The sequence below is a fragment of the Amycolatopsis sp. NBC_00345 genome (assembly GCF_036116635.1).
Taxonomy (GTDB): domain Bacteria; phylum Actinomycetota; class Actinomycetes; order Mycobacteriales; family Pseudonocardiaceae; genus Amycolatopsis.
Window position 1 is genome coordinate 4998529 of the sequence record NZ_CP107995.1, and the last position, 18471, is coordinate 5016999.

16 protein-coding genes are annotated in these 18471 nt (G+C 68.5%); 5 read left to right on the top strand and 11 right to left on the bottom strand.

Annotation, left to right across the window (positions count from 1 at the left end; translation table 11 throughout):
- Positions 1 to 435: 435 nt before the first annotated feature.
- Positions 436 to 4695: a polymorphic toxin type 43 domain-containing protein gene (locus OG943_RS22135; RefSeq protein WP_328611702.1), complete on the bottom strand. Its 4260-nt coding sequence runs from the start codon at positions 4693 to 4695 to the stop codon at positions 436 to 438.
- 288 nt (positions 4696 to 4983) lie between these two features.
- Between OG943_RS22135 and OG943_RS22140 the strand changes: the two genes are divergently transcribed.
- The 3 genes from OG943_RS22140 to OG943_RS22150 all read left to right on the top strand — a co-directional run bounded on the left by OG943_RS22140 (position 4984) and on the right by OG943_RS22150 (position 8646).
- Positions 4984 to 5523 (top strand): hypothetical protein, encoded by a 540-nt coding sequence (locus OG943_RS22140; RefSeq protein ID WP_328611703.1) that lies wholly within the window; start codon positions 4984 to 4986, stop codon positions 5521 to 5523.
- Between the two features lie 322 nt (positions 5524 to 5845).
- The gene (locus OG943_RS22145; RefSeq protein ID WP_328611704.1) at positions 5846 to 7192 is read left to right on the top strand and encodes a tachylectin-related carbohydrate-binding protein; all 1347 of its coding nucleotides are present in this window, start codon (positions 5846 to 5848) and stop codon (positions 7190 to 7192) included.
- A 227-nt stretch (positions 7193 to 7419) separates the two neighbouring features.
- Positions 7420 to 8646 (top strand): hypothetical protein, encoded by a 1227-nt coding sequence (locus OG943_RS22150; protein WP_328611705.1) that lies wholly within the window; start codon positions 7420 to 7422, stop codon positions 8644 to 8646.
- A 97-nt stretch (positions 8647 to 8743) separates the two neighbouring features.
- Here OG943_RS22150 and OG943_RS22155 read toward each other — a convergent pair whose 3' ends face one another.
- The 4 genes from OG943_RS22155 to OG943_RS22170 form a co-directional block, all read right to left on the bottom strand.
- Positions 8744 to 10132: a glycine--tRNA ligase gene (locus OG943_RS22155; protein WP_328612126.1), complete on the bottom strand. Its 1389-nt coding sequence runs from the start codon at positions 10130 to 10132 to the stop codon at positions 8744 to 8746.
- Between the two features lie 96 nt (positions 10133 to 10228).
- On the bottom strand, positions 10229 to 10867 hold the full coding sequence (locus tag OG943_RS22160; RefSeq protein ID WP_328611706.1) for a class F sortase: 639 nt from the start codon (positions 10865 to 10867) through the stop codon (positions 10229 to 10231).
- An 82-nt stretch (positions 10868 to 10949) separates the two neighbouring features.
- Entirely contained in the window at positions 10950 to 11591 is a 642-nt protein-coding gene (locus OG943_RS22165; protein ID WP_328611707.1) for a class F sortase, read from the bottom strand.
- A gap of 2 nt (positions 11592 to 11593) precedes the next feature.
- Positions 11594 to 12694 carry a hypothetical protein gene (locus OG943_RS22170; RefSeq protein ID WP_328611708.1) on the bottom strand — a complete coding sequence of 367 codons (1101 nt, stop codon included), beginning with the start codon at positions 12692 to 12694 and terminating at the stop codon, positions 11594 to 11596.
- Positions 12695 to 12974: 280 nt separating this feature from the next.
- Between OG943_RS22170 and OG943_RS22175 the strand changes: the two genes are divergently transcribed.
- Together OG943_RS22175 and OG943_RS22180 are read left to right on the top strand one after the other, a co-directional pair.
- Positions 12975 to 13358, top strand: coding sequence for an ArsR/SmtB family transcription factor (locus tag OG943_RS22175; RefSeq protein WP_315660665.1), 384 nt, complete (start codon positions 12975 to 12977; stop codon positions 13356 to 13358).
- Entirely contained in the window at positions 13355 to 13780 is a 426-nt protein-coding gene (locus tag OG943_RS22180) for a Fur family transcriptional regulator (RefSeq protein WP_328611709.1), read from the top strand. Before OG943_RS22175 ends, OG943_RS22180 begins: the two co-directional genes overlap by 4 nt.
- Before the next feature lie 85 nt (positions 13781 to 13865).
- Here the strand turns inward: OG943_RS22180 and OG943_RS22185 are convergent, their stop codons facing one another.
- The 6 genes from OG943_RS22185 to OG943_RS22210 all read right to left on the bottom strand — a co-directional run bounded on the left by OG943_RS22185 (position 13866) and on the right by OG943_RS22210 (position 18420).
- On the bottom strand, positions 13866 to 14648 hold the full coding sequence (locus OG943_RS22185; RefSeq protein ID WP_328611710.1) for a TIGR03943 family putative permease subunit: 783 nt from the start codon (positions 14646 to 14648) through the stop codon (positions 13866 to 13868).
- Positions 14645 to 15664: a permease gene (locus OG943_RS22190; protein ID WP_328611711.1), complete on the bottom strand. Its 1020-nt coding sequence runs from the start codon at positions 15662 to 15664 to the stop codon at positions 14645 to 14647. Before OG943_RS22190 ends, OG943_RS22185 begins: the two co-directional genes overlap by 4 nt.
- Before the next feature lie 138 nt (positions 15665 to 15802).
- On the bottom strand, positions 15803 to 16231 hold the full coding sequence (locus OG943_RS22195) for a hypothetical protein (protein WP_328611712.1): 429 nt from the start codon (positions 16229 to 16231) through the stop codon (positions 15803 to 15805).
- Positions 16228 to 17088 carry an isoprenyl transferase gene (locus OG943_RS22200; RefSeq protein ID WP_328611713.1) on the bottom strand — a complete coding sequence of 287 codons (861 nt, stop codon included), beginning with the start codon at positions 17086 to 17088 and terminating at the stop codon, positions 16228 to 16230. The genes OG943_RS22195 and OG943_RS22200 overlap by 4 nt, the downstream gene beginning before the upstream one ends.
- Before the next feature lie 41 nt (positions 17089 to 17129).
- Positions 17130 to 17891, bottom strand: coding sequence for a DNA repair protein RecO (gene recO, locus OG943_RS22205; RefSeq protein ID WP_328611714.1), 762 nt, complete (start codon positions 17889 to 17891; stop codon positions 17130 to 17132).
- A 49-nt stretch (positions 17892 to 17940) separates the two neighbouring features.
- On the bottom strand, positions 17941 to 18420 hold the full coding sequence (locus tag OG943_RS22210; protein ID WP_328611715.1) for a CD225/dispanin family protein: 480 nt from the start codon (positions 18418 to 18420) through the stop codon (positions 17941 to 17943).
- Positions 18421 to 18471: the final 51 nt, after the last annotated feature.

Below are 18471 nucleotides of genomic sequence, written 5' to 3' on the forward strand. Positions count from 1 at the left end.
GGATCAGCTTTTGATGCAAAGGTTCTTATTTGTTCACGAGTTTCCAGCTCGACCACGTCCGAATTAACAATTTGTCCAGAAATCTTTCCTAGGAAACGCTGATCAAAGTCAGATCTGCGAAATATCTGAAGCACCCAAGAAGCCGAAAGTCGCATCCAGTACGGTCGGCCCGAGTCCCAAGCCGAGGCCACAGTAAGCTCGACCAGCCTCCTCGGAGTGGAAATTCCACCCCCTTGAAGCTCCCCCCACACCTCAGTCAATTCCTCAAGAAAATCCGAAAGATTGCCCTCCAGGCATGGCCACATAGGAACGAACCCGGAGTCAATCAGAGTGGCTCGCTCTTCCGCTTCTACACCCACTCCGATCAGACCGCTTGAGGTTATCCCAATCCAGGCGCCATCGCCGCGGTATAGAACAGGCTTCCACTCGACCATATCAACCCCACGGCTTGTACCGATAAATAACACCGTAACTATTCAAGAACGCTTGAAATTGATCTCGCGTCATACCATCCCATCGATGCCCGTAGTGACCACTGTTCTCCGTGAACACTAGCTCACCGCCCTCGCGATAGATTGTTCCACCGAGCACGGCATTTTCGTCAGCGTCAAGCGCGCGGGCCAGCTGCTCGTGCGGGCTGCCCACGAGCCCGATGTCCGACGGGTCACCAGTGAGGAACCTTCCCGTCGACGGCTCGAAGACGAATTCAACCTCGGGCGTTGACGGGTTCAATTGCTTCAGTGCGTCAGCAGACTTGATACCAGGGCCGAGTTCGATCAAGCAACCCGGGCCACTGTTGTGCACTAGTACGGACACGCCGCCGGCGAACACATAGTACGTGTGCAGGCCGTTGATCGTGAGGTTATAAGTCCGAATATGATCGGCATATCGCAGGTCTGCAACGACCGTGATGCGTTCATCACCGGCGGCGTCGAGCTGCTGCCCGGGAACAATGTCCGCGGCGGCCGTCCAAGCGTGGGTTGTGGTGACCCAGAACCGATGGTGTGCAGTGGTGGTGATACCGGCGGGACCTCTGGGCGTGCCCACAGTCAGGTTCACGAAGTCGGTGTCGTTATCCGTCACATGGACGGCGTCGACTTGATGCCGCTCAAGCCGAGCGCTCTCAGGCGAGGCATTTGCGATCCAATCGCCAACCTTGACGTCCTTGATCGGCTTGGTGGCTCCGTCAGCCATCAGCACCGGAGTCTCGGCGGCAAAGCTGTTGGGCCCGCACGGCCGGGGGCCACCGGCCAGTTCCTCCTCGATGTCGGCGAGACGGCCTTTCTCGACGGCCGCCTGCTGTGCTAGATCCTCCGCCTCGCTGATCTCAGCTCGAGCCTGTGCGCTGGCAGCGTCGAGCAAGCCCGAGGACCCGACTGCGGCGTCGGCAACACCGGCTAGTTCACCAGCTCCAGCGGTTCCACCGAGTTCCGCTGCAGCTCCTCCCAAGATATCCGCGAGCTCACATTCCGGGCAGACCAGCACACCCAACACCCCGAGGAGCATCGAGAGGCCAGAGTCACGTCCCGACGTCACATAGTTGGTGAAGTCATCCCTGAGATCGGCCATGAAGTTTGCGCTCAGCAGGTTGTGCGCATCCAGGCATCGCTGCAGGGTGGGGTCGCCCTGTGGAATGTGCTGTCTGCAGATTTCCTGCAGATGGGCGACAATACGCTGCTGGTCGGTCTTCGTTCCGCTGAACAACAACACGCAATCCTGGTTACTCAGCAGGTTGACTGCCATCGGGTCCCGCGCGTTGTCGTCGCAGTCTGCTCGCCGTTGCTGTACTGCTTGTTGCTTTTCAGCGGCGGCCTTAGTGGCGACGGATTCCCATGCTTCTTTCGCGGCCGCGGCAGCGGCTTCGGAGTCTTTACCCGCGTCGACCGCAGCCTGATGAGCTGTCCGTGCGGAGGAGGCGGCTTGTTGAGCGAAGCCTGCCGCGACTTCGGCGGAATGCTGAGCCCAAGCCGAGGAGCGGGTGGCCTGGTCGGCGGAGACGATCGCCGAGGCCGCTGCGCGTGCCGCCATGTTAGCAGAAGCTTGGGCCTGGTTGGCAGACTCTGCCGCGCGACTCGCGGCCGCCTGGGCTTGGTCAGCCGAGGCTGCGGCTCTACCGGCCGCCGCCTCGGCTTGGTCGACATAGCCGGCGGCCTCATCGGCCGCGCCACGAGCTCGAGCTGCGGCGGCTTGGGCTTCATCAGCGTCGTGGATGGCGCCGGCCGCAGCGCTGGAGGCTTGGGCAAGCAGTCCGTCGATCGCGGCGTCGTGGGCCGCGGTGTTCTGGTCCCGGCGAGCGGCCGTGTATTGCCCGACAATGAGGAATTCATGGAGCAGAAGCGGCGGCCCGTCCAAGGCCGCCTGCGCTCCTGCGACAACTTCCTTGGCGCCTACGGTGCGAGCCGCGGCCATGACCTGATTCACCTTGAGCTGGTCGTCAACTCCGACAGCGGTGTATTGGTTGGTGTCGAGGAAGTCTCGCAACGCCAGATCGGTATTGGCATCTAAAGCCTTCTGTGCCTCGGCCACCACGACAGTCCGCCCGGCAGCACGAGCAGCCGACATGATCTGGTTGACTTCGAGCGCGTCGTCCTGTTCACGGCCGGGGTACGTGCGGTCACGAAGGAACTCGCGTACATCGGCGTCGGTCCCTGCCATCGCGGCCGCCGCAGCCTTCTGAAAGGCGGGAGTACCGGCTTCATTCAGGTCAGCCAGGACGACGCGGTCATCTTGGCCGGCCGCCGCCGACAAACCGGTGGTGATGAAGTATGCGGCCTCGTCGTCGGTGCCGGAAAGTGCAGTAGCGGCGGCGGCTTTCGTCCACGGCCCGCCAACGCTCAGCAGGTTGAGGGCAGCTCTTCGGGCGTCGACGATCACGGTAGGCCGGTCAGTGCCGGGGGCGACCGCCTGCCCGATTAGTGCCTGGGTTTCGGTGTCCCAGGTACTGGCTTGGTCGAGGTCCCACCGCAACGGCTTCGACTGAGCGGCATAAGCCGTAAGGGCCGCTTTTGCAGCGTCATCGGCCGCCTGACCAGCCGCCGCGATCCGATCACTGTCGGCCGTACGCGCCAACTGGGCGATCTTCGCGGCCTGGTTTGCAGCGGCGACGGCCGCATTCGCCGCAGCAGTCGCTGCGTTGGCGTGGGCAGTGGCCTTCTGTGCGGCGTCTGTGGCTTCACCTGCATGCGCGGCGGCGTCAGCAGCAGCCTGCGCAGCCGCGTTCGCGTCGGACCCGGCGGCATCCGCCGCGGCCGCTGCTTGTCCAGCGGCTTCGCTGGCCTGGTGCGCCCAGGACTGGCTGGCATTAGCCGCAGCCACAGCTCGGCCGGCCTGGGCCCGTGCGGTCGCAGCTGCGGCCTTCGCCTGCCTGGCATCGCCTCCGGCGGCCGCAGCGTGGTCAGCGGCGTCAGCAGCTGCATCCGCCGCAATGCCGGACTGCGTGGCGGCATCCCTGGCCAGACCACCCGCTGCTTCAGCCTGCTGCGAAACTGTCCGCGCCGACCTCGCGGCATCCGCCGCCGCAGCCGCACCGAGCGCCGCCTCTTTCGCTATCTGCGCCGCTACAGCCGCAGCATCGGCATTACCTTTGTATGCCACAGCTGCCGCGGCAGCGTCATAGGCATGGGATGCCGCCTTCCCTGCTTGCGACGCGGCGGTGGCGGCGCGGGACGCGGCAGACGCGGCGGTATGTGCTGCATTGGAGGCGGCGTTCGCTGCACCGATTGCTTGCCGTGCTGTCGCGGCGGCCTGATCTGCGGCGAACGCCGCCCGGTTCGCAGCGTCGGCGGCCTGGCCTGCATGTCCCTGAGCTGCGGCCGCGGCGTCCTTGGCTGCCTGAGCCGCCTTCTGCGCGGCGGCTGCCGCAGCTACTGCACGATCCGACTCCTGCTTCGCAGCCTGTGTCTCGGTGCCTGCTTGGTCTGACGCGGCTTTGGCAGCCGACACCAGGTCCGTGATGTTCGCGGTCTCCGCGTCCCGTGCCTGAGCCACCGATAGGTCGATCTCGAGAAACTGACTCAGCGCGTCGACCGTATTGGCGTCCAAGGCCTGCTGCGCGGCCTTCTTCACTTCCGGCCCCCCGGCAGCCATGACCTGGTTGACCTTGAGGTTCTGGTCGATCGCGAAGGGGGCGCGCCACCCAGTCTCAAGAAACCCCTGCAGGGCATCTTCGGTATTGGCGTCCAGGGCCTGCTGCGCAGCATTTTTCACCTGCGGTCCCCCAGCCGCCATCACCTGGTTGACCCGCAACGCGAGATCGTTCTCGTGCGGAGCCTGCCATCCACCTTCCAGAAAGGCCTTCAGTGCGCTGTCAGTATTCGCATCCAAGGCCTGCTGAGTCGCCGCCTTCGTCGCCGGACCACCGACGGACATGATCTGGTTGACGTGAATGTCCCGGTCAATCGCCGCGTCCGGGGCCTCCTGCGTCGCCAAGAACGCGTTGACGTCCGCATCCGTACCAGTCAGCGCAACTGCTGCGTCCTTCTTGACCAGGGGACCGCCGAACTGCCACAACCGCAGTACCTCAGCACGGCCGGATCCGTTCAGTTCACTCGCCGGAGAAGCTGTCCTGTAGGGGGCCTTCGTCCCGGTGATCGATGAGGCTTCAGCCGACTGTGGAACGGTGGCCAACCCAGCCGTGACCGCTGCCGTAATCACCATGACTATTGCAGCGCGAAAACGGGTGGTCGCCGCATGCATGTCGAGTTCCCCTCGTATGACCGATCGCAAATTCGCCGCCCCAGTGATCACCGGCCGCGCTCGACGGAGACTAGCGCAATCGGACACTGGTTCCAATGTCGGAATTATAAAGTTATCAAGGTGGTGAAAGTAATTTATTCTTTACTAATTCTTTTATATGCAAATAGTTAGTGAGGATGGTCACATATGGCTAACGTTCAGAGCTCTTTCGTCGAAACGTTGACGGCTGTCTTCAGAGCCCGAGATCGATCAGGTCAGCCCAGGAACTAAAAAAGGGGAGATCCACCCTTGTTCAACCGGACACGATTTGTCATCGCTGCCGCCGCGGCTGCGGCCGCCACGATGGTGTATACCGCCCTGGCAGTGACCGACGTGAGTGCCGCTCCTGCGGCGACCGCCGACGAACAGCCATCGTTGGCCGAGGACTACAGCTATCCAGGGGGTAATCAGATCCTCGCCGACTACCGCGTTCAACTGACCAGCGGCGATGGACACATCTTGTTCGCCGAGTGCCCCACTGGCCCCGACACGGTGGGGCTCATCCAGGTCACAGCCGCCAGCACCATCGGGCAGCACAACGACGGGCACGTGTGCTTCCACGTCATCGCGCCGACGGGCCGTCTGACGATGAAGATTCCGGGCGTGTTCTCGATTCGCGGCGACGGCGTCGCCGCCGGCCAAGGGCACAAACTCAAGGCAGAATTGACGACCGACGCCGGGCAGCACAGCACCGTTGACGTGAACCCGAGCGGAACCACACAGGTAGGGATCGGCGCCAACCCAACCGGCGAGCCCACCACGTTGCTCCAATTGGACGCTTCCCTGTAGCGCAATGGGCGGAGCGGCTCGCTCTCTTCACCGGGAACTCTGGTCAATGACTTTCCGGAGCCAGAGAAACGAGTGACGAGAATTCCTGGCAGGCGACAGGAAAATGCCCAACCGCATCGACTTTGCAGTTCCGGGCTGGACACCTTCACACTCAGTAACGCGCCCTAAGCAACGCGATATCCGAGCTCGACTTCACCATGAGAGAGCACCAGTGAGACCTCATCCCCTCGTTTCGCGGCTGCTTACTACCGTCGCGGCGCTCGCCGTCGCCTCCGGCCTACTGGCCGGAGGCCCCGCGGCTGCGGTGAGCGGTGGTACGACAGTGCCCGACAAGACCTACGACTTCATCGCCCGTGTCGCCAGCAACGGTCACGGCTGCACTGGTGTCCTGCTCGGACCGCAGTGGATCGTCACCGCCGAGGCCTGTGTGCCGGCCGGGACGGGAGCCCCGAGCACGCCTGTCTCGGTGACCGTCGGAGGGATCACGGCACAGGTCGCCACGCTTATCCCGCGCCCTGACCGCGACCTGGTGCTGGCCAAGCTCAGCACGCCCGTCACCACCGTCGCCCCGGTAGCGCTCGGCGGCACCGCACCGGCCGCCGGCGAGAGCCTGACAGTGGGTGGCTACGGCCGCACCAGCACCGTGTGGGTTCCGGACAAGGCCTCCACCACCACGTTCACGACCGGCGCCGTCACGGACACCACGCTGGCCCTGACCAACGCCGACGGGCACGACACCTGCATGGGCGACGCCGGCGGCCCCGCGTTGCGCACCACCTCCAGTGGCGTCGAGCTGGTCGGGATCAGCTCCCGGTCCTGGCAACACGGCTGCCTCGTCGTGAACGAGACCCGCGAGGGCAGCACCGAAGCGCGCACCGACGACCTCGTCGCCTGGATCCGCGCCCAAGCCCCCGAGCTGGCCATCCAGTGCCAGCCGACCGTGCCGATCTTCACGGTCAACAACGACCTGCTCCTCTACGGCCACCCCGACCCGGTCAACGGCGGACCGATGTCGCCCACCCAGTCCGTCATCGGCAGCGGCGGCTGGTCCGCTTACGTACGGCTGCTTGCCGGGCCCGACGGCCTGATCTACGGCATCCGCGCCAACGGCGACGTCTACCGCTACCAATGGACCGGCACCGGCTGGACCGCCGACTCCCGCACCGTCGTCGCCACCGGCTGGACCGGTTTCGACCTCGCCGCCAACCACAACCTCATCACCATCGACAGCCGCGGCGACATCTACCTGATCAACCCCGACGGCACCCTCGTGCGCGGCCGCTACGACAACGCCACCAAGACCTGGTCCACCGAAACCCTCGACACCGGCTGGAACGGCTACAACCTGCTCGTCGGCGCAGGTGACGGCGTGCTCTACGCCCGCACCACCGCCGGCGCGCTCTACCGCTACGTCTGGGACGACGCCACCCACCAGTGGTCCCAGTCCAAGCACCTCGTCGGCACCGGCGGCTGGAACGCCTTCACCCGCGTCTCCTCGGCCGGCGCCGACGTGCTCTACACCGTCACCACCACCGGCGAACTGCGCTGGTACCGCTACCTCCCCTACAGCGACACCTGGGCCCCCGGACCCACCATCATCGGCAACGGCGGCTGGCAGAAATTCACCGACGTCGAAGCCCAGCGCAACGCCTGCGTCCTCCCTCATTAGTCACGCTGATCCGGTTCGCCGGTGAGGGGCCCGCACACCAGGGCCCCTCACCGGCATTCCCCGTCCCGACCCCCGCACCCTCCCGGGCCGCGGGCCGGTCACTGTTATCGTTTTCCCGGCCCCACCAGCGTCGCGGCGCCTTCCCCGCGTTCCCCACTCGAAAGCGAAATGTCCGATTCATGATCAGCAGCCCAGCGGAACCGTTCGGCCGTCCTCGCGGTAGCCGGGTGACCCAGCGGATCTGGGTGTACCTCACCCTCGCCACGGTCACGCTCATCAACGTCATTTCGCACGCCAACGTGCAGCAGGACGCCCACACCAAGAGCTTCGGCGACGCGCTCAACTACTACCGGATGTCCGAGCAGACCGCGGCCCCGGTCGACAACCCCTTCGCGCTGCGGATGCTCAGCCCCTGGCTCGTGCACCGCGCCCACCTGCTCACCGGGCTCTCGCTCGACACTCTGTGGCTCACCCTCACCATCGCCGCGACCCTCATCGCCGCCGTGGTGTTCTTCGAGTTCCTCTGGAACCACCTCAACCTGCAGCTGTTCACCGCCGCACTGGTCGCCGTCGCGCTCGCCTGCACTTTTTGGTACGCGCCCTACGTTTTCTCCAACCCCTACCTCGTCGACCCGCTGAACAACCTGCTCTACATGGCCGCGCTGTGGTTCGCGTTCAGCAAACGCCTGACCCTCTTCACCCTCGTGGTCATCATCGGCGCCGCCAACAAGGAAACGACGCTTCTCCTCGCGCCGCTCTACCCCGTGCTCGCCTGGACCCGGCACCGCTCACTGCGCCATCGCGAAGTCATCGCCGGCGCCATCGCGACCGTCATCGCCGTCGCCGCCTACATCGGCTACCGGATCTGGGCCCAGCACCTCATCGGCGGCAACTACAGCTTCGGCGCCGGACAAGGCAACAGCAGCCTGCTGGAAAACATCCGCTTCGCCCTCGACGGCACCAAAGGCACCGTCCAGCTCGACGTGTTCACGACCTTCCACTTTCTCTGGGTCATCTTCGCCTACGGCCTCTACCGCCTCTACCGCCGCGAAGGACTCCGCAACCCGCTCCTCATCGCCAGCCTCTGGCTGTTCGCCTGCTGCCTGGCCGGCCGCCTCGTCGCCACCGACACCGGGCGGGTGTTCATCATGATGGCGCCCCTCATCCTCGCCGTCACCGCCGTCGTCCTCGACCAGCACCGCGGCGACAAACAACGCCTCTGGATCGGGCTGCTGATCGCCACCTACGCCGGCCTTCAGCTCCGCTGGGTCCAGCCACCCGCCGCCCTGATCATCGACCTCGCCGCCGCGATCGGGTTCGCGCTGCTGATCCACACCGGCCAGCTCACCCCACGCCCTCCCCGCCTCAACGGCGTGGCCGCCACGATCAAGCCGCGCAGCACCCGGTCGAACCAGGAAGACACCGACATCCTGCCCGCCGACCAGGCTCCCTGACGCACCTGCTGGCCGCGGTCAGGGAAGGTCACTTCGACCACCGGAAACGCCGAACGGCCCTCCCCCGCGAGGGGAAGGGCCGTTCGCGAAAAAGCGTTCAGCAGCCGATCAGCCGCGCGCCCAGATAGGACTCCACCTGGTCGATCGCGATGCGCTCCTGCTTCATGCTGTCGCGCTCGCGGATGGTGACCGCGTTGTCCTCGAGGGTGTCGAAGTCCACGGTGACGCAGTACGGGGTGCCGATCTCGTCCTGGCGGCGGTAGCGGCGGCCGATGGCCTGGGCGTCGTCGAAGTCGACGTTCCAGTGCTTGCGCAGCGTCGCCGCGAGGTCGCGGGCCTTGGGCGAGAGGTCGGCGTTGCGCGAGAGCGGCAGGACCGCCACCTTGTACGGCGCGAGGCGCGGGTCGAGGTGCAGGACGGTGCGCTTGTCCATGCCGCCCTTGGCGTTCGGCACCTCTTCCTCCTCGTACGCGTCGAGGAGGAACGCCATCATCGAGCGGGCCACGCCCGCCGCCGGCTCGATCACGAACGGGCGGTAGCGCTGGCCCGAGGCCTGGTCGAAGAACGACAGGTCCACGCCCGAGTGGTTCGAGTGCGTGGTGAGGTCGAAGTCGGTGCGGTTCGCGATGCCCTCGAGCTCGCCCCACTCCTGGCCCGCGTTGAACGCGAAGCGGTACTCGATGTCGACGGTGCGCTTCGCGTAGTGCGAGAGCTTTTCCTTCGGGTGCTCGAAGTGGCGCAGGTTCTCGGCCTTGATGCCGAGGTCCTTGTACCACTCGGTGCGCGTGTCGATCCAGTACTGGTGCCAGGTCTCGTCCTCACCCGGCTCGACGAAGAACTCCATCTCCATCTGCTCGAACTCGCGCGTGCGGAAGATGAAGTTGCCCGGCGTGATCTCGTTGCGGAAGGACTTGCCGACCTGGCCGATGCCGAACGGCGGCTTCTTCCGCGACGCCTGCTGCACGTTGTTGAAGTTCACGAAGATGCCCTGCGCGGTCTCCGGGCGGAGGTAGTGCAGGCCGTCCTCGGACTCGACCGGGCCGAGGTAGGTCTTCAGCATCATGTTGAAGTCGCGCGGGTCGGTGTACTTGCCGCGGGTGCCGCAGTTCGGGCACGGCACGTCGGACAGGTCGTCCTCCGACGTCTCCTTGCCGGTGCGCTCCGAGTACTCCTCGGCGAGCTGGTCGGCACGGAACCGCTTGTGGCACGAAAGACACTCGATCAGCGGGTCGGTGAACACGTTCACGTGACCGGAGGCGACCCAGACCTGGCGCGGCAGGATGACCGACGAGTCGAGGCCGACCACGTCCTCGCGGCCCTGCACCATGGTCTTCCACCACTGGCGCTTGATGTTGTCCTTCAGCTCCACGCCGAGCGGCCCGTAGTCCCACGCCGACTTGGTGCCGCCGTAGATCTCTCCCGACGGGAAGACGAAGCCACGGCGCTTGCACAGACTGACGACGGTTTCGATGGTGTTGGCGGGCACTCCACGCTCCGGACGCATGCGGGGACGGTTATCGGACTTAGAACGTCCAGCCTATCCGGCCGCCCCCGCGGCGCCTCCGGCGGAGGTGAGCAGCGCTCAGGGCCGGGTCACCAGCTCGGCCGTGGCGACGCGGTTGTCGTCGTAGCCCTCGGTGCCGCCGACGTAGTCGCCACCGCAGGTGACGAGCACCAGCCGGTGCGGCCCGTCGGGCGAGAACAGCTTCTCCGACTCCGCCGCGAGGCCCGATTTGTGGATCGTGCGGACGTCGTCGATCCGGTAGCCCCACTGCGCGCCCGCGGTGTCCGTGACGGTCACGACCTGGCCCGGCTTCAGCTGCCACAGCTGGTTGAACGGGCCGGTCTTGCCCTTCCAGTTGACGTGGCCGGAGAACAGCGTGACGCCCTGGGCCGCGCCCAGCCCGGAGCCCCACCACGCGGCCTCGTCGAGGCTCTGCGGGATGACCAGCGCCCCGTCCGCGCCGACGTCCTCGGCCACCAGCTTCGCGCTGCCGCCGGCGGGCAGGCGGACCGTGCCGGGCGTCTTGCCGGGATCGGCCTGAGGCTGCTGCCCGCCCTGGTCGGCGGGCTGTTGCTGCGACGCCGACGCCGGTGCCGGGCCGGCGGTCTGGTCGGCCTGCCCGCACCCGGTGACCAGCGCGGCCACCACCGCGGCCCCGATGGCCAGCCGCGCCCACCGCCGCGAGCCCGTCGCGGCCTGTTCCTGTGTCCCCTGCATCGTGCTCCCTGGTTCGGCGTCTACTCGCCGGGAGACATGCCGCGGGACGCGCGGCGGGTTGCACCGGGTTGGCGGCCGGGCCTCAGTCCGGGCGCGACACCAGGTTCGCCGTCACGATCCGGTTCTCGTCGTAGCCCTCGGTGCCGCCGACGTAGTCCCCGCCGCAGGTGACGAGCACCAGCCGGTGCGGGCCGCCCTGCGCGAACCACTGCGGGGCCTGCGCGGGCAGCTGCCCCTTCCCCACGGTCACGGCGCCGGTCACGCGGTAGAGCCACCGGCCGCCGGCGGAGTCGACGATGCTCACGTTGTCCCCGGAGCGGATCCGCCACAGGTCGTCGAACGGCCCCTTCGTGCCGGCCCAGTTGACATGGCCGGACAGCACGGCGGCGCCCTGTTCGGCGCCGAGCCGGGCGCCCCACCACGCGGCGTCGCCGAGCCCGCGCGGGATCGGCAGCACGCCGTCGTGGGTCACCTCGGTGCGCACCAGCCGCGCCTCGGAGCCGTCCGGCAGCTGGACGGTGCCGGGCCGCTGCTGCCCCACCGCGGAGCTGTCGGCGGGCAGCACGGCGGGCGCGCCGTCCTCACCGGGCAGCGAGCCGGGCGGGGGCTCGGCCGCCGCCGCGACCGGCGCCGGCGCGGGCGCCCACGTCAGCACCACCACACCGGCGGCCAGCGCGAGCACGGCGACCACCGAGAACAGCACGGCCAGCGCGTGGCGCAGCACGGCTACTCGCCGCGGGAGCGGGACACGCGACGCCGGCCGAGCACGATCGCCAGCGCGCCGAACACGAGGCCGCCGCCCAGCAGGCCGATGCCGATCGGCACCCGCAGGTCGCTCTGCGGCGCGGCCGCGGCGGCCGGGCCGAGGTAACCGGCCGGGACCTCGGTCGGCACGGACGGCTGGTCCACGGTCGCCCCGCCGCTGGTGCCGCCGGAGGGCTTCGCGACGAAGTTCTTCGGGATCGAGCAGCTGACGCCGCCGAGCACCATGGTCGTGTGCACGTCCTGCAGCTGGACGTTGGCCGCGTCGTGCACGTGCGTGGTGACCTCGACCCGCCAGCCGGCCACGGCCGTCACGTCGCCGGCGCGCCAGCCGTCCTGCTTGACCAGCTGGTCGAAGGCCGACACACGGGACACCTCGATGTCGGACAGCGTGGTGTCGTGGCTGGCCTGCGGGACGGCGCCGGGCGCGCCCAGGTGGAGGTTGCTCACGCGCAGCGCGGCGGTGCCCGCGGGCATGGCGACCTGGCGCAGCGTGTTGTCCTCACCGCGGACCCACAGCCGCGTGACGGCCGTCGTGCTGCTGAGCTTCTTCGGCGCGGTGCAGTCGACGGCGCTGCGGGCGCCCTCGAGCACCAGCACGGTTTTGTCGACCGGACTGGCGCCGCCACGGGCGTTGTCGCGCAGTGCGTAGTTGGTCTCGGCGACGGCCGTCGGCACGTCGGTGGCCTGCAGCGCCGCGACGACGTTGTGGTCACGGCTGGCGATGCCGGCCGGGTACGGGCTCTGCCCCGCCGCGTACTTGCCGAGGTCGATCTCGTAGTTGCCGCCGAAAGTGGCGCGCTCACCGTCGTTCTTCGGCACGGACACCCGGTCGGCGCCGAGCTTCGACTGGCCGGGGGCCAGCGGCGAACGCTGGGTCTCGGTGATCAGCGCGCCGCCGTGCTGCGCGTCCGCGCCGAGCCGCACCGAAGCCACGTTGGCGAACGACACCGGGCCGGTCTTTTCGTCCACCCCTTGCGCGGTCTGGGCCGAAGCCGCGGCCGGCGCGAGCACGGGCAGCGCCAGGCAGGCCGCCACCGCCGTCTTGGTCACGAAACGAGTCATGTCTCCCCACTGCCTCCGGCTCACCACACGCGGGTCGTCAGCGTACGAGAAGCGACGAAACGCCCCGCGACAACCTTGCACCGTCCGGGACGAGTTGCGAAGCGGCAATGCCAATTCTTCACGAACTCACCCGGTCGGGTGAGCCCGGCGGGCGGGGCCGGTGACCGCACGCCGTCGCGAGGGGGAACACTACGATGGCGGTGACCGTTAGCGGTAATGACATCCGGCTTCGGAATCCGGCCCCGGATTCCCGGGTGACGAGACGTGACTGGAGGCAGCGATGGCCACGGCGACTTCGGGCGCTCTCTCGGCCGGCCCGATCCCCCCGGAGGCCGAGCCGCACTCGCCCGGGCGTCCCGCGGCCGCCCCGCTCGGCGCGTCGGCGGGCATCCTCGCCGACGCCGGCGACCTGCTGCGCGCGCTGGCCGCGCCGGTGCGGATCGCGATCGTCCTGCAGCTGCGGGAGTCGGACCGGTGCGTGCACGAGCTGGTGGACGCCCTCGACGTGGCGCAGCCGCTGATCAGCCAGCACCTGCGCGTGCTGAAGACCGCGGGTGTGGTGGAGGGCGAGCGGCGCGGCCGTGAGGTCGTGTACCGCCTGGTGGACGACCACCTGGCCCACATCGTCGTCGACGCGGTCGCCCACGTGCAGGAAGGAAAATGACGATGACCTCGGCTCCGGCCCCCGTGCCCGGCCGCCGCTCCACCAAGCAGCGCACGGCGGTGGTGGACCTGCTCAACACCGTCGACGACTTCCGTTCGGCCCAGGAACTGCACGACGAGCTGCGCAAACGCGGCGACGGCATCGGCCTGACCACCGTCTACCGCACCCTGCAGTCGCTCTCGGAGGCCGGCGAGATCGACGTGCTCCGCACCGACTCGGGCGAGGCCATCTACCGCCGCTGCTCCTCGCACCACCACCATCACCTGGTCTGCCGCGTGTGCGGCCGCACGGTGGAGGTCGAAGGCCCCGCCGTGGAGCGCTGGGCGGAGAAGATCGCCTCCGAGAACGGGTTCTCCGACATCAGCCACACGGTCGAGATCACCGGCACCTGCGCCGAACACGCGGGCAGCGCCGCGCGGTAGACCCGGCCCAAAGGCTCGTGAGTGTTCATGCCGGTTCTAACCGTCTTAAACACTCACGAGCCCCAGCAGCGAGGCGTTGCGAAGGTCAGTACTCGTACGGGTCCTTCGGCGCCGGGATCCGCTCGACGCTCGCCAGGGCCAGGTCCGGGGTGTAGCTGTTGGCCTCGCTGGCCGTGCCGGGGACGACCTGGCCGGTGACCTGCAGCCAGGTGTCGCTCGGGAAGCGGTCGGCCGCGCCGCCCTTCAGGTGGACCGTGACGGGTGAGGCGTCCGCGGCGCAGCAGCTGATCACGAGCCGCGCGAGCAGCGTCTGGCCGCCGGCGTGGACGACGAAGCCGGTCATGGAAACGGTGCGGCCGTTGAGCGTGCCGCTCGAGTCCCAGCCGGCCCGGCTGACCACCTCGTTCATCGCCATCGGCACCACCGCGCCCGCGGGCAGCGGCGGGAACGCGGCGGCGGACGTGCTGGCCGCGCTCGACGGCACCCGGGCTTCCGTGCGTGTCACCGAGTCCGCGCCCAGTGCGGGCGGCGCCACCAGGAACACCGCGAGCACCGGCACCACCAGCAGCCACGCGGACCGCACGGTGTGGCTGTGCCCGTGGCCGTCGTCGGCGTGGGCGGCATGAGCGTGGCCGTCCTCGGCACCGTGGTCCGGGCCCGCCGCGGCGGCCGCACGGGCCGTGGCGCGCGCCGACAGGACGTCACTCACGATCGCGACGCCGCCGAGCACCAGCATCACCGCGCCGCCGATGATGATCCACGGCTGCTGCGAGGGCTTGACGTAACGCAAGTAGTCGCCGTTCAGGGCGATCTTCACCAGCGCGCCGCCGAGCAGGATGAGCAGCACGTTCTGCGTCTCGCGCCTCATCGCCCGCCGCCCAGCACCAGCAGCCCGGCGACCGTGCCGCAGGCGAGCGCCACCACGAACGTCACCGGCGCGAACCGCACGGCGAACGACTTCCCGAACGTGCCCGCCTGCAGGGCGAACAGCTTGACGTCGATGGCCGGCCCGACCACCAGGAACACCAGCTTCGGCAGCATCGGCACCGCCGTCAGCGACGCCGCTACGAACGCGTCGGCCTCACTGCACAGCGCGAGCACCACGGCGAGCACCGCCATCACGAGCACCCCGACCACGACCTGGTCGGACAGCACGCCGAACCACTTCGCCGGCACCAGCACGTTCAGCGTCGAGGAGATCAGCGCGCCGAGCACCAGGAAACCGCCCGCCTCCACCAGGTCCGTGCGCACGGTCTCCGCGAACACCTTCCAGCGCTGTCCCGGCTCGACGTCCGGCAGCCGCCGCAACGCGCGCTCGGTGATCCACGACAGCTTGCCCCAGCGGGCCCAGATCCAGCCCATCACCATCGCGGTGCCGAGCGACCCGGCGAAGCGCGCCAGCACCATCTCCGGCCGCCCGGGGAACGCGACGGCGGTGGCCACCAGCACCACCGGGTTCACGGCGGGCGCGGCCAGCAGGAAGGTCAGCGCGGCCGCGGGCGCGACGCCCTGGCCGATCAGCCGCCGCGCGACCGGCACCGACGCGCACTCGCAGCCGGGCAGCGCGACCCCGGCGAGCCCGGCGACGCCGACCGCGGCGCCGGTCTTCTTCGGCAGCACGCGCTCCAGCACCCGTGCCGGCACGAACGCCGCGATCGCGCCGCTGATCAGGACGCCGAGCACCAGGAACGGCAGCGCCTGCACGCACACCGCCACGAACACCGTGGAGCCGGTGCGCAGCGCGGGCACGTCGAAGACGTCCTGCAGCCAGCCCTGGGCGAGGATGGCGACGAGCAGCACGGCGCACAGGATCTCGATGGAGCTGATCCGGAACCGCCGCGCGCGCCGGGTCTCCTCGGTCGCGTTGTTGGAAAGGGTTTCCACGAGAGCCGATGATGCCAGTGCGCACCGACACGATCACAGCCGGACGCGTCGCGAACGGCCCTCTCACGACCGTTTTAGCGGGTTTCCGCCATGAGCACCGGTTTCCGCAGGCGGCAAACCCGGCAAACAGGGCCGGGCTCAGTCCTCGCTGGGCGAGAGCCCGGGCAGCTCGGCCCGCAGCTGCGACGCGGTCGACACCACGAGCATCAGCAGCGTGCCCAGCGGCGAGGGCTCCATGCCCTCCGCCGGGAACGCGTACCGCAGCGTCACGTCGAGCCCGTTGTCGGTGTGGCCGACGCCGAGCGTGCCGAACAGGCCCTGGCCCGCCCGCTCCGCGATCGCGACGGCGAGCGCCGGGTCCTCGGGCAGGTCCCAGGCCACGACGCAGGTCAGGCTGAGCACCGTGAGCCCTTCGGCGAGCCGCGTCGCCTGGATGACACACGGCACGTCGGCGTGGGAGAAGGTGATGGCGCCGTCGTCGTCCACGTGCACTTCGATGTAGCGCTCAAGCGCCTCGCGGGCGCGGGTGAGCAGCGCACCGGTTTCGGCCGCTTCCGCGGTACTCATGACGCCTCGCCTTCAGCGGCTTCGGCCGCCAGCTTCGCTTGTTCGGCCTGTTCCGCTTGGTCGACGGCCGCGCCGAACCGGCGGTCGCGCTTGGCGAACTCCAGGCACGCGCGCCACAGGTGCGTCCGGTCGAAGTCGGGGAACAGCGTGTCCTGGTAGACCATCTCGGCGTACGCGGACTGCCACAGCAGGAAGTTCGACGTCCGCTGCTCGCCCGAGGGCCGCAGGAACAGGTCGACGTCCGGCATTTCCGGCTGGTACAGGTACTTCCCGATGGTGCGCTCGTCGATCTTGTCCGGGTTGAGCTTGCCCGCGGCCACGTCCTGGCCGATCCGGCGCATCGCGTCGCCCAGCTCGGCACGGCCGCCGTAGTTGACGCACATGGTCATGTTGAGCGCCGTGTTGTTCTTGGTCTTCTCCTCGGCGATCTGGAGTTCCTTGATCACGCTCGCCCACAGCTTGGGCCGTCGCCCGGCCCAGCGGATGCGCACGCCGATCGAGCCGAGGTAGTCCACCTGGCGGCGGATGGTGTCGCGGTTGAAGCCCATCAGGAACCGCACCTCTTCGGGGCTGCGCTTCCAGTTCTCCGTGGAGAACGCGTACACCGAGAGCCACTTGACGCCGATCTCGACCGCGCCGCTGGCCACGTCGATCATCACGGCCTCACCGCGTTTGTGCCCCTCGATCCGGGGCAGGCCGCGCTGGTTGGCCCAGCGGCCGTTGCCGTCCATCACGAGCGCCACGTGCTTCGGGACCAGATCTCGTGGGATCTCCGGGGGCGTGGCCCCGGACTCGTGCGGCTCAGGCGCCCGCAGCTCATAGCCCGACGCCCGGTTCTCGCGGCCCCTGCGCAGCACTTCGCGCCTCCTGGAAGAGTGAATTTCGTACCAGGAGGACCCTACTTGCCCGGTGCCGCGACCTCCCGGGCGCGCCGCTCCACCAGCGGCAGCGAGCGGAGCTGACGCTCCAGATGCCACTGCAGGTGGGCCGCGACCAGCCCGGACGCGTCGCGGCGGGTGATCCCGGGCGCCGCCTCCGCCACCGGCCATTCGCCGTGCAGCAGGGCTTCGAGCAGGATGAGCACCTCGGGCGCGGGGTGCACCGAGCCGGCGAGGCGGCAGTCGGGGCACATCGAACCGCCCGCGGCGACGTTGAACGCGGCGTGCGGGCCCGGCAGTCCGCAGCGGGCGCATTCGGTGATCGCGGGTGCCCAGCCGGCGTAGGACATGGCGCGCAGGAAAAACGCGTCGAGCACCAGCGAGGGGTCGCGTTCACCGCCCGCGAGCGCGCGCAGGGCGCCGACGGCCAGGAGGTACAGCTTGAGCACCGGCTCGCCCTCTTCGGCCGACAGCCGGTCGGCCGTCTCCGCGATGGCACTGGCCGCGGTGTAGCGCTGGTAGTCGGCGACCAGCGGCAGCGCGAACGCGTCCACGGTCTCGACCTGGGTGATCACGTCGAGTGTGCGGCCGGTGTAGAACTGCACGTCGACGTGGCCGAAGGGCTCCAGCCGGGCGCCGAACCGCGACGAGGTGCGGCGCACACCCTTGGCGACGGCGCGGACCTTGCCGTGCCGCCGGGTCAGCAGGGTGATGATCCGGTCGGCCTCACCCAGCTTGTGCGTGCGCAGCACCACTCCGGTGTCGCGGTACAGGTTCACCACCCCGACATCGTCCCACTTCCGGGCGACATCGAGGTGGTGACACCCTGGTTCAGCAGTAGTAGCCGCTGCAGTACGTGCTCACCGACGCCGCGGCCACGATCGCGACGATGATCATGATGATCGCGAACACCCACACGAGCGCGCCGATGATGGTGGCGATCAGGCACAGCGTCTTCGTGGTCTGCGAGGCCTGCTCGGCCATCGCGTAGTTGCCCTGCATCTTGAACGTGCGGACCTCGTTCGACTTCATGATGGCGAAGATCGCGAGGATCCACATCAGGAAGATGCAGCCGATCGCCCAGCCCTTGTACTCCTTGATGGCGTTGATGTCGCCGCCACCGGGCATGCCCATGCCGGGGCCGCCGTAGGCCGGCTGGCCGAACGGGGCCTGCTGGCCGTACTGGCCCTGCGGGGCGCCGTACGGGGCGGGCATGCCGCCGGACGGCGTGCCATAACCCGGCTGCTGCGGCTGCTGGCCATAGGGCGGCTGCTGGCCGTAAGGCTGCTGCTGGCCGTAGGGATTGGTCATGACTGGTTACCCCAACTTCTCGTGGTCCCCGGCGAGCTCCCCCCGCCGCGG

Bases quoted from the DNA above. Each gene is read 5' to 3' on its own strand.
- OG943_RS22135 (WP_328611702.1), bottom strand. From the start codon at position 4,695: ATGCATGCGGCGACCACCCGTTTTCGCGCTGCAATAGTCATGGTGATT.
- OG943_RS22160 (WP_328611706.1), bottom strand. From the start codon at position 10,867: ATGCAGGGGACACAGGAACAGGCCGCGACGGGCTCGCGGCGGTGGGCG.
- OG943_RS22170 (WP_328611708.1), bottom strand. From the start codon at position 12,694: ATGACTCGTTTCGTGACCAAGACGGCGGTGGCGGCCTGCCTGGCGCTG.
- OG943_RS22175 (WP_315660665.1), top strand. From the start codon at position 12,975: ATGGCCACGGCGACTTCGGGCGCTCTCTCGGCCGGCCCGATCCCCCCG.
- OG943_RS22180 (WP_328611709.1), top strand. From the start codon at position 13,355: ATGACGATGACCTCGGCTCCGGCCCCCGTGCCCGGCCGCCGCTCCACC.
- OG943_RS22185 (WP_328611710.1), bottom strand. From the start codon at position 14,648: ATGAGGCGCGAGACGCAGAACGTGCTGCTCATCCTGCTCGGCGGCGCG.
- OG943_RS22195 (WP_328611712.1), bottom strand. From the start codon at position 16,231: ATGAGTACCGCGGAAGCGGCCGAAACCGGTGCGCTGCTCACCCGCGCC.
- OG943_RS22210 (WP_328611715.1), bottom strand. From the start codon at position 18,420: ATGACCAATCCCTACGGCCAGCAGCAGCCTTACGGCCAGCAGCCGCCC.